Raw genomic sequence first — 14,269 nt, 5'->3', positions numbered from 1 at the left:
CATGGCCAAAACGTTATACGAAAAATTATTTGATGCCCACGTGGTCTTTGAGGCGCCAAACGAAACGCCGCTGCTGTACATCGACCGCCACCTGGTGCATGAAGTCACCTCTCCGCAGGCGTTTGACGGTCTGCGCGCGCACCATCGTCCGGTACGTCAGCCAGGGAAAACCTTCGCCACGATGGATCACAACGTCTCGACGCAGACTAAAGACATTAATGCCTCCGGTGAAATGGCGCGTATCCAGATGCAGGAGCTGATTAAGAACTGTAACGAGTTCGGCGTCGAGCTGTATGACCTGAATCACCCATATCAGGGCATCGTCCATGTGATGGGGCCGGAACAGGGCGTCACCCTGCCGGGCATGACCATCGTCTGCGGCGACTCCCACACCGCCACCCACGGCGCGTTTGGCGCGCTGGCCTTCGGCATCGGCACTTCTGAGGTAGAACATGTACTGGCGACGCAAACTCTGAAACAGGGGCGCGCTAAAACCATGAAGATTGAAGTCACGGGCAACGCCGCACCGGGCATTACCGCCAAAGACATCGTGCTGGCGATCATCGGTAAAACCGGCAGCGCCGGCGGCACCGGGCACGTGGTTGAATTTTGCGGCGACGCTATCCGCGCGCTGAGTATGGAAGGCCGCATGACGCTGTGCAATATGGCGATTGAGATGGGCGCCAAAGCCGGTCTGGTCGCCCCGGATGAAACCACTTTTAACTACGTAAAAGGGCGTTTGCACGCGCCGAAGGGCCGCGATTTTGACGAAGCCGTCGAGTACTGGAAAACGCTGAAAACCGATGACGGCGCGACCTTTGATACTGTCGTCACCCTGCGAGCAGAAGAGATCGCGCCGCAGGTGACCTGGGGCACGAATCCGGGCCAGGTGATTTCCGTCACCGACATCATCCCCGATCCCGCCTCTTTTAGCGATCCGGTTGAGCGCGCCAGCGCCGAAAAAGCGCTGGCTTATATGGGCTTACAGCCGGGCGTACCGTTAACGGACGTTGCTATTGATAAAGTCTTTATCGGCTCTTGTACCAATTCGCGTATTGAAGATTTGCGCGCGGCGGCGGAAGTCGCCAAAGGGCGCAAAGTCGCGCCTGGCGTGCAGGCGCTGGTGGTGCCGGGTTCAGGTCCGGTGAAAGCGCAGGCGGAAGCGGAAGGTCTGGACAAGATCTTTATCGAAGCAGGATTTGAATGGCGCTTACCGGGCTGTTCCATGTGCCTGGCCATGAATAATGACCGCCTGAACCCGGGCGAGCGCTGCGCATCCACCAGCAACCGTAACTTTGAAGGCCGTCAGGGCCGCGGGGGTCGCACGCATTTAGTCAGCCCGGCGATGGCCGCCGCTGCCGCCGTTACCGGCCACTTCGCCGACATTCGCAGCATCAAATAAGGAAACTACCATGGCAGAGAAATTTACCCAGCATACCGGCCTGGTTGTCCCACTGGATGCCGCCAACATCGATACCGATGCAATTATCCCTAAACAGTTTTTGCAGAAGGTTACGCGCACCGGTTTTGGCGCCCATCTGTTTAACGACTGGCGCTTCCTGGACGAAAAGGGCCAACAGCCAAATCCGGAATTCGTGTTGAACTTTCCGGAATATCAAGGCGCGTCGATTCTGTTGGCGCGAGAAAACTTTGGCTGCGGCTCGTCGCGCGAACACGCGCCGTGGGCGCTGACCGATTACGGCTTTAAAGTGGTGATCGCGCCAAGCTTCGCCGACATTTTCTACGGCAACAGTTTCAATAATCAACTGCTGCCGGTAACCCTGAGCGACGCACAGGTCGATGAGCTGTTTGCCCTGGTGAAAGCCAATCCGGGCATTAAATTTGAAGTGGATCTGGAAGCACAGGTGGTGAAAGCAGGCGATAAGACCTACAGCTTTAAAATCGACGACTTCCGCCGCCACTGCATGTTGAACGGTCTGGACAGCATTGGGCTGACGCTGCAGCACGAAGACGCGATTGCCGCCTACGAAAATAAACAACCGGCATTTATGCGGTAACCCTTCACGCCTTACCGGGCCTACAGGTTATGCAATATCACCCGGTTGCCATTATATTCTGTAGGCCTGATAAGCGTAGCGCCATCAAGCTCCGGGTTACTCATCAGTCGCTCATGCCGGGGATATTCCGGCATTTTTTATACGATTTTTACTCGCCCGGTCACCACCTGCGTGACCACAGAAACCGCCGAAATAAAAAAAGCCAGCAGATATTATCTGCTGGCGGGTGATTTTAGGCTATCGCCTACACCAATACTCAGTCACACATGATGTCTGCAATTGGCTTCAATCGGTCGCCTCCCACTGCATCAGTTCCGCGAGCATTTTTAAGCGCTGCGGCGCGCTCAGGCAAGCCAGCCAGGACGTTTTTTCCGTCACGGCAAAATATCTCAACCAGAACTGGTGCATAGTGACCTCTTCCTCTTGCTTCATCGAAAGATATTATTGGCCTAATATAGGGATAATAAAATTGCTGAGTTTTTCATCGGAGTTCCCCTTTTATGCCCTCAGGTCGCCTGCAACAACAATTTATCCGTCTCTGGCAATGTTGTGACGGTAAAACGCAAGACACCACGCTTAATGAGCTGGCGGATCTGCTGAACTGTTCGCGTCGCCATATGCGTACGCTGCTAAATACGATGCAGGCGCGCGGTTGGCTAACATGGGAAGCCGAAGTTGGACGCGGAAAGCGTTCGCGTCTGACGTTCCTGTATACCGGACTGGCGCTGCAACAGCAGCGGGCGGAAGACCTGCTGGAACAAGATCGAATCGATCAACTGGTACAACTGGTCGGCGATAAAAGCGCTGTCAGGCAAATGCTGATTTCCCATCTGGGACGCAGCTTCCGCCAGGGGCGGCATATTCTGCGGGTTCTTTACTATCGTCCGATGCACAATCTCCTGCCGGGAACCGCATTACGTCGCTCGGAAACTCATATTGCCCGGCAAATTTTCAGTTCGCTCACGCGGGTAAATGAGGAAAACGGGGAACTGGAAGCGGACATTGCGCACCACTGGCAGCAAATTTCCCCTTTACTGTGGCGCTTCTACCTGCGCCCCGGCATTCATTTTCATCATGGCCGCGAGCTGGAGATGGAAGATGTCATCGCCTCGCTGACGCGTATCAATACGCTTCCGCTTTACTCGCACATCACAAAGATAGACTCCCCTACCGCGTGGACGCTGGATATTCATCTTTCACAGCCGGATCGCTGGTTGCCGTGGCTGCTGGGCCAGGTCCCGGCGATGATTTTGCCGCGGGAGTGGGAAACGCTGGCTAATTTCGCCAGCCACCCTATCGGCACCGGGCCTTATGCCGTGCGGCGTAATACGCCGAACCAACTCAAGATACTCGCCTTTGATGACTACTTCGGCTATCGGGCGTTGATAGACGAAGTGAACGTCTGGGTACTGCCGGATATCAGTGAAGAACCGGCCTGCGGCTTGATGCTGGAAGGGCCGATACAAGGCGGTGAAAAAGCGATAGAAAGCCGACTGGAAGAGGGGTGCTATTACCTGCTATTCGACGCCAGAACGCCGCGCGGCGCGCATCTGCAGGTCAGAGAATGGGTAAGCCACGTCCTCTCCCCCACCAATTTACTCTATCATGCCGATGAACCGCTACAGCAGCTCTGGTTCCCGGCCTATGGGCTTTTACCGCGCTGGCATCACGCCCGTCCAGGCCCGGGCGAAAAACCCGCCGGTCTGGAAACCCTCACGCTGACCTTCTATCGCGAACACATTGAGCACCGGGTTATCGCCCGTATCATGAGCGCGCTTCTGGCTGAACATCAGGTGCATTTGCATATTCAGGAGATCGACTACGATCAATGGCACGCCGGCGAGATCGAAAGCGATATCTGGCTCAATAGCGCTAACTTTACGCTGCCGCTGGATTTCTCGCTGTTCGCGCACCTGTGCGAAGTACCGCTCTTGCAGAACTGCATTCCGCGCGACTGGCAGGACGACGCCGCGCAGTGGCGCGCTGGCGAGATGAACCTGGCGAACTGGTGCCAGCAACTGCTGGCCAACAAAGCGATTGTGCCGCTGATCCACCACTGGCTGATTATCCAGGGACAGCGCAGTATGCGCGGGCTGCGCATGAATACCCTCGGCTGGTTTGATTTTAAATCGGCGTGGTTTGCGCCGCCAGATCCTTAACGCCAGCTCTTGATTGCTGCCCGGCAACAAAATCACTACACTAACGCCGAACTCAACGGGGTGCCGCGCTCATGCGCGCGCTGAGAAAATACCCGTCGAACCTGATCCGGATAATGCCGGCGAAGGGATTTGAGGCTACCTCTCAAGTCCTTTGCCACTCTTTAACTGAGGTGCAAAGTGTTAAAAAAATATCTTCCGCTTTTACTCCTGTGCGCGGCGCCTGCTTTCGCCAAACCCGTTCTCACCGTCTATACCTACGACTCGTTCGCCGCCGACTGGGGGCCAGGCCCGGCGGTGAAAAAAGCGTTTGAAGCCGATTGCAACTGCGAGCTGAAACTGGTGGCGCTGGAGGATGGCGTTTCGCTGCTCAACCGCCTGCGGATGGAGGGGAGGAACAGCAAAGCCGATGTGGTGTTGGGGCTGGACAACAATCTGCTGGAAGCGGCCACGCAAACTAAACTCTTTGCCAAAAGCGGCGTGGCGAATGAGGCGGTCAAGGTGCCCGGCGGCTGGAAAAACGACACATTTGTGCCGTTCGATTACGGCTATTTCGCCTTTGTCTACGATAAAAGCAAGCTGAAAAATCCGCCGAAAAGCCTGAAAGAACTGGTCGAGAGCGATCAAAAATGGCGGGTAATTTATCAGGACCCGCGTACCAGTACGCCAGGGCTGGGGCTGTTACTGTGGATGCGCAAAGTCTATGGCGATAACGCGCCGCAGGCCTGGCAAAAACTGGCGGCCAAAACGGTGACGGTGACGAAAGGCTGGAGCGAGGCCTACGGTTTATTTCTGAAAGGTGAAAGCGATTTGGTGCTCAGTTACACCACCTCTCCGGCGTATCACATTATTGAAGAGAAGAAGGATAATTACGCCGCCGCGAACTTCAGCGAAGGCCATTACTTACAGGTAGAAGTCGCGGCGCGTACCGTCGCCAGTAAGCAGCCGGAACTGGCGGAGAAATTTCTCAAATTTATGGTTTCTCCGGCGTTTCAGAACGCCATACCCACCGGCAACTGGATGTACCCGGTAGCGGACGTCGCCTTACCCGCAGGGTTTGAATCATTGGCCAAACCCGCCACAACGCTGGAATTCACGCCGCAACAAGTGGCAGCACAACGCCAGGCATGGATTAGCGAATGGCAACGCGCCGTCAGCCGTTAATTCCCGGCTGGCTGATTCCGGGGCTGTGCGCCGCCGCGCTGATGATAACCGTCGCGCTGGCGGCCTTTCTGGCGCTTTGGCTGAACGCGCCGGCGGGCGCGTGGTCGACAATCTGGCGGGATAGCTACCTGTGGCATGTGGTGCGCTTCTCATTCTGGCAGGCGTTTCTGTCCGCAGTGCTGTCTGTGGTCCCGGCGGTTTTTCTCGCCCGCGCGCTTTATCGACGCCGTTTTCCTGGGCGTCTGGTGCTGCTGCGTCTGTGCGCCATGACGCTGATTCTGCCGGTACTGGTTGCCGTGTTCGGCATTCTTAGCGTGTATGGCCGTCAGGGCTGGCTGGCCTCGCTGTGGCAGATGCTGGGGCTTCAGTGGACATTCTCCCCCTACGGCTTGCAGGGCATTTTACTGGCGCACGTCTTTTTTAACCTGCCAATGGCGAGCCGTTTGTTGCTGCAATCTTTGGAAAGCATTCCCGGCGAGCAGCGCCAGCTCGCCGCCCAGCTCGGTATGCGCGGCTGGCATTTTTTCCGTTTTGTCGAATGGCCGTGGCTGCGCCGCCAAATTCCGCCCGTCGCGGCGCTGATTTTTATGCTCTGCTTCGCCAGTTTCGCAACGGTTCTGTCGCTCGGCGGCGGCCCGCAGGCCACCACTATCGAGCTGGCTATCTTTCAGGCGCTCAGTTATGACTACGATCCTGCCCGCGCGGCGATGCTGGCATTAATCCAGATGGTCTGCTGCCTGGCGCTGGTACTGCTAAGCCAACGGTTGAGCAAAGCGATTGCGCCGGGGATGACTCTGACGCAGGGCTGGCGCGATCCTGACGATCGTCTCCACAGCCGTCTGACTGACGCCTTATTAATCGTGCTGGCGCTGCTGCTGCTGCTTCCGCCGCTGGTCGCCGTGGTGGTCGATGGCGTCAACCGCAGCCTGCCGGAGGTGCTGGCGCAACCCATTCTGTGGCAGGCTGTCTGGACATCGCTACGCATTGCGCTGGCGGCGGGCGTTCTGTGTGTGGTGCTGACCATGATGCTGCTGTGGAGTAGCCGCGAGCTACGCCAACGCCAGCAACTATTCGCCGGACAAACGCTGGAACTCAGCGGGATGTTGATCCTCGCGATGCCGGGGATCGTGCTGGCGACAGGCTTCTTTTTACTGCTCAATAGCAGCGTTGGCTTACCGGAATCCGCCGACGGCATCGTGATTTTCACCAATGCGCTGATGGCAATCCCCTACGCGCTAAAAGTCCTGGAAAACCCAATGCGCGATATTACCGCCCGTTATGGAATGCTGTGCCAGTCATTAGGAATTGAAGGCTGGTCGCGGTTAAAGGTCGTGGAACTGCGGGCGCTGAAACGTCCGCTGGCGCAGGCGCTGGCGTTTGCCTGCGTACTTTCTATCGGTGATTTTGGCGTCGTCGCGCTTTTCGGCAATGACAATTTCCGCACGCTGCCGTTTTATCTGTATCAGCAGATCGGCTCCTACCGCAGCCAGGACGGCGCGGTGACCGCGCTGATACTGCTGCTGCTCTGCTTTACGTTATTTACCCTCATAGAGAAACTACCGGGCCGACATGCTAAAACTGATTGATATCACCTGGCTTTACCATCATTTGCCGATGCGTTTTACGCTGGCGGTAGAACGCGGCGAGCAGGTGGCGATTCTTGGCCCCAGCGGCGCGGGGAAAAGCACGTTGTTGAATTTAATTGCCGGTTTTCTTGAGCCTGCCAGCGGTACGCTACTGATTGCCGGCGACGATCATACGCTTACGCCGCCCTCACGCCGTCCGGTCTCAATGCTGTTTCAGGAGAATAATTTATTCAGCCACCTGAATGTGCAGCAAAATATCGGTCTGGGGCTAAACCCTGGGTTAACGCTCAACGCCAGCCAGCGGGAAAAACGGGACGCTATCGCACATCAGATGGGCATTGAGAGTCTGATGACGCGTTTACCGGGCGAACTGTCCGGCGGCCAGCGTCAGCGGGTAGCGCTGGCGCGCTGCCTGGTACGTGAACAGCCGGTACTGCTGCTGGATGAACCGTTCTCCGCGCTCGATCCCGCGCTGCGTCAGGAGATGCTGACGTTGGTCAGCGATATCTGCCGCGAGCGACAGCTCACGCTGTTGATGGTCTCGCACAGCGTGGAAGATGCGGCGCGAATTGCGCCCCGGTCAATCGTCGTGGCCGACGGACGCATTGCGTGGCAAGGCAAAACAGACGAGCTACTAAGCGGTCAAGCCAGCGCCTCAGCGCTATTGGGCATCAAATCTCATATTTTGTAAGCAGGATAAGGCGAAGCCGCCATCCGGCAAAGGAATCATTAGTAACCCACAACTTTGCGCAGAATATCGATATATACCGGCATCAGCGGGTGGCGAACCAGCACCACCAGCGCGACCACGCCGATCCCGAGCGTCAACGGCGCCAGATACAGCAAACGGCTGCGGGGGAGATACGCGGTTAAACGATCGACTGCCGCTTTGCCGCTGCGCCACAGCCGCCAGCATAGCCAGCCTCCGCCCCACAGCAGCAACGCCGTCGCCAGCAGCAGCCATTTGAAATCTCCGCTCTGCATATCGGAAGGAATATCGATTGCCGCTCCCGCCAGAATACCCGGCAGGAAATAAAACGGCGGCCACAGCAAACAGCCAATCAAGTTCGGCCCAATAAATTTCGCCACGGGAAGATCCAGCATCCCTGCCACCATCGGCACCAGCGGCCTCGTCGGGCCGACAAAACGTCCGACCAGGATCGTGAACATACTGTGCTGATGCAGCGCGTGTTCGGTTTTATCCAGCAGCGACTTGTTCTTTTTCATAAAAGACCAGCGGTGTAGCGGCTTTTTAAAGCGCCACCCCAGCCAGAACGAAATCCAGTCGCCCATCAGACAGCCGATAATACCCACCAGCCAGGCATGCCAAAAATTGAGCTCGCCGCTGCCGATAAGCGCGCCCAGCCCCGCCATCAGTACCGTGCCGGGTAAAATCAACCCCACCAGCGCCAGCGATTCCAGGAAGGCGACCAGCAACACGGCGATAAGCGAATACAGAGTGGATTGGGTGATAAAGTGTTCCAGCAGTGCTTGCATAGTGTGTCCGTCAGCGTGATGAAGCAGGGATTCTGCTTACCCCGTCCCCCTTCGTCAAGCCGTCAATTATCCGAATAGTTACGGCTTATGACATCTTTGTGGACACATCATTCACTTTTTATTCACATCCGGCCCTGAACTCGCTAGGACTTGCCCCGGTGCATTTTTTAAATACCCGCGAAAAATAGAGCTGATCGTCAAATCCAACATTGCGCCCAACGGTCGCTATCGGCATTCGCGTGGTGCTAAGCAGGAGTTTCGCCTGGCTGATACGCTGATCTTCGCGCCAACTCAATACGCTAATGCCTAACTGCTGGCGGAACAGATGCGATAACCGGGAGGGCGACAGGCAGACATGCTGGGCGACGCTGGCGATATCAAAATGACTGTCCGCGAGATGGTCGCTGATATACTGGCAGGCATCGCGCACACGGCTATCCATCGGCGGATGCAACGACTCATTAATTACCGCCATACGTCTGAGCAACAACTGCTCCAGCAGATTGATCGCCAGTAGCTCAGAATAGCGACCTTCCCCTTGCCCGGCGCTGATGATCTGCCCGAACAGTTCGCTGAAATGCGGCTGGCGCGCCTCGTCCGGGCGGAAAAATCCTGTCTGGGCAAAGATTGTCGGCCAGGTCAGCCACTCCTGCCAGTAGGCGCGGGGCCGGAAGTAAACCCACTGGTGATACCACTCGCTGGCGTCCGGATGCCGTCCATAGTGATGAATCTCGCCCGGCGGAAACAATAATATATCGCCAGGCCGACAGACAAACTGCTCACCATTATTATTAATGACGCCCTCTCCGCGGATGGTCAGGTTAAGAATATATCCCTTCATACCCAACGGACGATCGATAAAAAAATCCAGATATCCATTCGCTTCAATTGGCGTCAGTCCGGCGACCAGATGGGCATTAAATGAATATCCCGGCAATAGCGGATCATTTTGCGTTTCAGCCATGATTTCTCTACCCCCCGATGTTCAGAGAAGAAACAAATTGTCCATATTGACCAGGACGACAGAGCTTACGTCTCCGCAAGACCTTGCGCTTAATGAAAGCACGTATCAACCCCGCTTGTGAAAAGCGCTTTGTAACAAAAGCGTACAGTTCAGGCGATAAAATTAAGTAACAGAAGTGTCTATAACTATGGCTGGAATGTCCACATTGAATATTTGCACAGCGTCACACTTTGCAAAGCATTAGCATTTTTGTCCATAAGATTAGCGGATCCTGCCTGACGGTTTTTGCCGCGACTCTCTACTGTTTCTCCATACCTGTTTTTCTGGATGGAGTAAGACGATGGCAATTGCAATTGGCCTCGATTTTGGCAGTGATTCAGTGCGCGCTCTGGCAGTGGACTGCGCCACCGGCGACGAGATCGCCACCAGCGTAGAGTGGTATCCGCGCTGGCAAGAAGGCCGTTATTGCGACGGCCCGAACAACCAGTTCCGTCATCATCCGCGCGACTACATGGAGTCAATGGAGGCCGCGCTGAAAGCCGTTCTGGCACAATTAAGCTCCGCGCAACGCGCAAATGTCGTTGGCATTGGCGTTGACAGCACCGGTTCTACGCCAGCGCCGATTGACGCCGACGGTAACGTCCTGGCGCTGCGTCCGGAGTTCGCCGAGAACCCGAATGCGATGTTTGTGCTGTGGAAAGATCACACCGCCGTGGAAGAGGCCGACGAAATCACTCGTCTGTGCCATAAGCCAGGTAAGGTCGACTACTCCCGCTATATTGGCGGCATTTACTCCAGCGAATGGTTCTGGGCGAAGATTCTGCACGTCACCCGTCAGGATAGCGCCGTCGCGCAGGCCGCCGTCTCGTGGATTGAGCTGTGTGACTGGGTGCCGGCGCTGCTTTCCGGCACCACTCGCCCGCAGGATATCCGCCGTGGCCGCTGCAGCGCCGGGCACAAAACGCTGTGGCATGAAAGCTGGGGCGGCCTGCCACCCGCGAGCTTCTTTGATGAACTCGATCCGTGCATTAACCGTCATCTGCGCTACCCGTTATTTAGCGAAACCTTCACCGCCGATCTGCCCGTGGGCACCCTGTGCGCCGAATGGGCGCAGCGCCTCGGCTTGCCGGAAAGCGTAGTGATTTCCGGCGGCGCGTTCGACTGTCACATGGGCGCGGTCGGCGCGGGCGCGCAGCCCAATACGCTGGTAAAAGTCATCGGCACGTCTACCTGCGACATTCTGATTGCGGATAAACAGAGCGTCGGGGATCGCGCCGTGAAAGGCATTTGCGGTCAGGTTGATGGCAGCGTGGTGCCGAACTTTATCGGTCTGGAAGCGGGCCAGTCCGCTTTCGGCGACATCTACGCCTGGTTTAGCCGCGTGTTGAGCTGGCCGCTGGAACAACTTGCCGCGCAGCACCCGGAACTGAAAACCCAGATTAACGCCAGCCAGAAGCAGCTACTGCCAGCGCTCACCGACGCCTGGGCGAAAAATCCGTCCCTGGATCACCTGCCGGTGGTGCTCGACTGGTTTAACGGTCGCCGCACGCCAAACGCTAATCAGCGTCTGAAAGGCGTCATTACCGATCTCAATCTCGCCACCGACGCGCCAGCGCTGTTTGGCGGTCTGGTCGCTTCAACCGCCTTCGGCGCGCGCGCCATTCAGGAGTGTTTTACCGATCAGGGTATCGCGGTCAATAACGTGATGGCGCTTGGCGGCATCGCCCGTAAAAATCAGGTCATTATGCAGGTCTGCTGCGACGTACTGAATCGTCCGTTGCAGATCGTCGCTTCCGACCAGTGCTGCGCATTAGGCGCCGCTATCTTTGCCGCCGTCGCTGCGAAAGTCCATGCCGATATTCCTGCCGCCCAGCAAAGCATGGCGAGCGCGGTAGAACGCACTCTGCGCCCCCGCCCTGAACAGGCTCAACGCTTCGAACAGCTTTACCGCCGCTACCAGCAGTGGGCGCTAAGTGCAGAACAACATTATCTTCCGACTGCCGCGCCGGCGCCAACGACCCCGGCCAATCAGGCAATCCTGACTCATTAAGGACACGACAATGACGATTTTTGATAATTATGAAGTATGGTTTGTGATTGGCAGCCAGCATTTGTATGGCGCAGAAACCCTGCGTCAGGTCACCCAACATGCCGAGCATGTGGTCAACGCACTGAATACCGAAGCCAAACTGCCATGTAAGCTGGTATTAAAACCGCTGGGCACCTCGCCGGATGAGATTACCGCTATTTGTCGTGACGCCAATTATGACGATCGCTGCGCGGGGCTGGTGGTCTGGCTGCACACCTTCTCCCCGGCCAAAATGTGGATCAACGGGCTGAGTATCCTTAACAAACCACTACTGCAATTCCATACCCAATTTAACGCCGCCCTGCCGTGGGACAGCATCGATATGGACTTTATGAACCTGAACCAGACTGCGCACGGCGGCCGCGAGTTCGGCTTCATCGGTGCGCGGATGCGCCAGCAGCACGCGGTCGTCACTGGCCACTGGCAGGATAAAGAGGCCCATACGCGTATCGGCGCCTGGATGCGCCAGGCGGTCTCTAAACAGGATACCCGCCAGCTAAAAGTCTGCCGCTTCGGCGACAATATGCGTGAAGTCGCAGTGACTGACGGTGATAAAGTGGCCGCGCAAATCAAATTTGGCTTCTCGGTCAATACCTGGGCGGTCGGCGATCTGGTGCAGGTGGTGAACTCCATCAGCGACGGCGATATCAACGCTCTGATTGACGAGTATGAAAGCAGCTATACCCTGACGCCCGCCACCCGGATCCACGGCGATAAACGCCAGAACGTGCGGGAAGCGGCGCGTATTGAACTCGGTATGAAGCGTTTCCTGGAACAGGGCGGCTTCCACGCATTCACTACTACCTTTGAAGATTTACACGGTCTGAAACAACTCCCGGGTCTGGCCGTACAGCGTCTTATGCAACAGGGCTACGGCTTTGCGGGCGAAGGCGACTGGAAAACCGCCGCTCTGCTTCGCATTATGAAAGTGATGTCAACCGGTCTGCAGGGCGGCACCTCATTTATGGAGGATTACACCTACCACTTCGAGAAAGGCAACGATCTGGTGCTCGGCTCGCACATGCTGGAGGTGTGTCCCTCCATCGCGGTGGAAGAGAAACCGATCCTCGACGTCCAGCACCTCGGCATTGGCGGTAAGGAAGATCCGGCGCGTTTGATTTTCAATACCCAAACCGGCCCGGCGATCGTCGCCAGCCTGATCGACCTCGGCGATCGTTATCGCCTGCTGGTCAACTGCATTGACACCGTAAAAACGCCGCACTCCCTGCCGAAACTGCCGGTGGCTAACGCGCTGTGGAAGGCGCAGCCGGATCTGCCGACCGCCTCCGAAGCGTGGATTCTGGCTGGCGGCGCGCACCATACCGTCTTCAGCCACGCGCTGGATCTGAACGATATGCGCCAGTTCGCAGAAATACACGATATCGAAATCGCGGTAATTGATAACGATACCCGTCTGCCGGCCTTTAAGGACGCGCTGCGCTGGAACGAGGTGTATTACGGTTTAAAACGCTAAAAGTGAAGTCTGAATGCCCGGTGGCACTGCGTTTACCGGGCCTACGGTCCTGTAGGCCGAATAAGGCATTTGTGTCGCCATCCGGCACACCGTCGCTCGTAGGCCGGATAAGCGAAGCGCCATCCGGCAGGGAGAAAACAATGTTAGAAGATCTCAAACGCCAGGTACTGGAAGCCAATCTGGCGCTGCCAAAACACAACCTGGTCACCCTCACCTGGGGTAACGTCAGCGCCGTCGATCGCGAACGCGGCGTACTGGTGATTAAGCCGTCCGGCGTCGATTATAGCGTCATGACCGCTGACGATATGGTGGTGGTCAGCCTGGAGACCGGTGAAGTCGTTGAAGGTCATAAGAAACCGTCGTCCGATACGCCAACCCACCGTTTGTTATATCAGGCATTTCCGACTATCGGCGGCATCGTACACACCCATTCGCGCCACGCGACTATCTGGGCGCAGGCGGGTCAGCCGATTCCGGCGACAGGAACCACCCATGCCGACTATTTCTACGGTACGATTCCCTGCACTCGCAAAATGACCGAAGCGGAAATTAATGGCGAGTATGAATGGGAAACGGGCAATGTCATTGTTGAAACCTTTGAAAAACAAGGTATTGACGCCGCTCAAATGCCCGGCGTGCTTGTCCATTCGCACGGCCCGTTTGCCTGGGGTAAAAATGCCGAGGATGCAGTGCATAACGCCATCGTGCTGGAAGAAGTGGCCTATATGGGGATCTTCTGCCGCCAGCTTGCGCCGCAGTTGCCCGACATGCAGCAATCCCTGCTGGATAAACACTATCTACGCAAACACGGCGCAAAAGCCTATTACGGGCAGTAATGCCTCTAAAAACGCGTCCCATTGGGGGCGCGTTGATGAGTCTGGTCGGTGATATATTCAGCAAATGCGCTTTGATAGACGTAATTATCAGAACTCACATATTCAATAATATTATCATAATGTCCCTGCAACACTTTTCCTTCCAGCGCATGGAAGAAAATATAATCTTCGATTGTTGACTGCCAGCGTTGCCCATTTAACAGATAGTTAATAATGGTATCCAGATGTCCGTTTTTTCTGTCGTGCCCTTGCCAGTGAAAAAAAGCATTGCCGTTTTCAATAATTTCGGTACGCCAAATCTGATCTGTCCATGTTTTATACTCAAAAAATCGACTCACGGTTTTTATGGAAGGGTTAGCGCGTTGAGTATTGACGAAAAGATAACGTGCGTTCCCTACCGGACACGCCTGCATATTCACATTCATAAAAGATAATTCCCGAATACCACACATTTTGATAAAAACACCCGCACCTGAAAGTCAAAA

The 14,269-nt window shown here is 56.1% G+C and carries 13 protein-coding genes and 1 riboswitch; of the genes, 9 read left to right on the top strand and 4 right to left on the bottom strand.

Features of this window, described 5'->3' with window-relative positions:
- Position 1 precedes the first annotated feature (1 nt).
- Positions 2–1,402 carry a 3-isopropylmalate dehydratase large subunit gene (gene leuC / locus ACLJPE_RS14460; RefSeq protein ID WP_001140632.1) on the top strand — a complete coding sequence of 467 codons (1,401 nt, stop codon included), beginning with the start codon at positions 2–4 and terminating at the stop codon, positions 1,400–1,402.
- 10 nt (positions 1,403–1,412) lie between these two features.
- Positions 1,413–2,018 (top strand): 3-isopropylmalate dehydratase small subunit, encoded by a 606-nt coding sequence (gene leuD, locus ACLJPE_RS14455; RefSeq protein WP_000818258.1) that lies wholly within the window; start codon positions 1,413–1,415, stop codon positions 2,016–2,018.
- A gap of 285 nt (positions 2,019–2,303) precedes the next feature.
- Here the strand turns inward: leuD and sgrT are convergent, their stop codons facing one another.
- Positions 2,304–2,426 (bottom strand): glucose uptake inhibitor SgrT, encoded by a 123-nt coding sequence (gene sgrT, locus ACLJPE_RS14450; protein ID WP_038805502.1) that lies wholly within the window; start codon positions 2,424–2,426, stop codon positions 2,304–2,306.
- Positions 2,427–2,518: 92 nt separating this feature from the next.
- Here sgrT and sgrR point away from each other — a divergent pair, with 92 nt between their 5' ends.
- The 4 genes from sgrR (at position 2,519) to thiQ (ending at position 7,615) form a co-directional block, all read left to right on the top strand.
- The gene (sgrR, locus tag ACLJPE_RS14445) at positions 2,519–4,177 is read left to right on the top strand and encodes an HTH-type transcriptional regulator SgrR (RefSeq protein ID WP_039513877.1); all 1,659 of its coding nucleotides are present in this window, start codon (positions 2,519–2,521) and stop codon (positions 4,175–4,177) included.
- A 46-nt stretch (positions 4,178–4,223) separates the two neighbouring features.
- A riboswitch (TPP riboswitch) is annotated at positions 4,224–4,323 on the top strand.
- A 31-nt stretch (positions 4,324–4,354) separates the two neighbouring features.
- Positions 4,355–5,338, top strand: a complete 984-nt coding sequence (gene thiB / locus ACLJPE_RS14440) for a thiamine ABC transporter substrate binding subunit (RefSeq protein WP_001527218.1) — start codon at positions 4,355–4,357, stop codon at positions 5,336–5,338.
- Positions 5,314–6,924 (top strand): thiamine/thiamine pyrophosphate ABC transporter permease ThiP, encoded by a 1,611-nt coding sequence (thiP, locus tag ACLJPE_RS14435; RefSeq protein ID WP_023213700.1) that lies wholly within the window; start codon positions 5,314–5,316, stop codon positions 6,922–6,924. The genes thiB and thiP overlap by 25 nt, the downstream gene beginning before the upstream one ends.
- Positions 6,908–7,615, top strand: a complete 708-nt coding sequence (gene thiQ, locus ACLJPE_RS14430; protein WP_023232759.1) for a thiamine ABC transporter ATP-binding protein ThiQ — start codon at positions 6,908–6,910, stop codon at positions 7,613–7,615. Before thiP ends, thiQ begins: the two co-directional genes overlap by 17 nt.
- 38 nt (positions 7,616–7,653) lie before the next feature.
- On the opposite strand, the gene ACLJPE_RS14425 is transcribed toward thiQ, so the two are convergent.
- Together ACLJPE_RS14425 and araC are read right to left on the bottom strand one after the other, a co-directional pair.
- A complete protein-coding gene (locus ACLJPE_RS14425) occupies positions 7,654–8,421 on the bottom strand; it encodes a DedA family protein (RefSeq protein ID WP_023213702.1) in 768 nt (255 codons plus the stop codon).
- A gap of 118 nt (positions 8,422–8,539) precedes the next feature.
- On the bottom strand, positions 8,540–9,385 hold the full coding sequence (gene araC, locus ACLJPE_RS14420) for an arabinose operon transcriptional regulator AraC (RefSeq protein ID WP_000852387.1): 846 nt from the start codon (positions 9,383–9,385) through the stop codon (positions 8,540–8,542).
- A 340-nt stretch (positions 9,386–9,725) separates the two neighbouring features.
- On the opposite strand from araC, the gene araB reads away from it, so the two are divergent.
- From araB to araD, 3 genes are all read left to right on the top strand, one after another.
- Entirely contained in the window at positions 9,726–11,435 is a 1,710-nt protein-coding gene (gene araB, locus ACLJPE_RS14415; RefSeq protein WP_000951825.1) for a ribulokinase, read from the top strand.
- A gap of 10 nt (positions 11,436–11,445) precedes the next feature.
- Positions 11,446–12,948, top strand: a complete 1,503-nt coding sequence (araA, locus tag ACLJPE_RS14410) for an L-arabinose isomerase (protein ID WP_023212446.1) — start codon at positions 11,446–11,448, stop codon at positions 12,946–12,948.
- Positions 12,949–13,088: 140 nt separating this feature from the next.
- Positions 13,089–13,784, top strand: coding sequence for an L-ribulose-5-phosphate 4-epimerase (araD, locus tag ACLJPE_RS14405; RefSeq protein ID WP_000888685.1), 696 nt, complete (start codon positions 13,089–13,091; stop codon positions 13,782–13,784).
- A gap of 5 nt (positions 13,785–13,789) precedes the next feature.
- On the opposite strand, the gene ACLJPE_RS14400 is transcribed toward araD, so the two are convergent.
- The gene (locus ACLJPE_RS14400; RefSeq protein WP_015406122.1) at positions 13,790–14,209 is read right to left on the bottom strand and encodes a DUF4751 family protein; all 420 of its coding nucleotides are present in this window, start codon (positions 14,207–14,209) and stop codon (positions 13,790–13,792) included.
- Positions 14,210–14,269 lie beyond the last annotated feature (60 nt).

Origin of the sequence: Salmonella sp. SAL04196 (genome assembly GCF_046550835.1) — a bacterium.
GTDB classification, from domain to species: domain Bacteria; phylum Pseudomonadota; class Gammaproteobacteria; order Enterobacterales; family Enterobacteriaceae; genus Salmonella; species Salmonella enterica.
Note: the sequence above shows the minus strand (reverse complement) of the source record. Positions and strands in the feature narration are given on the sequence as shown.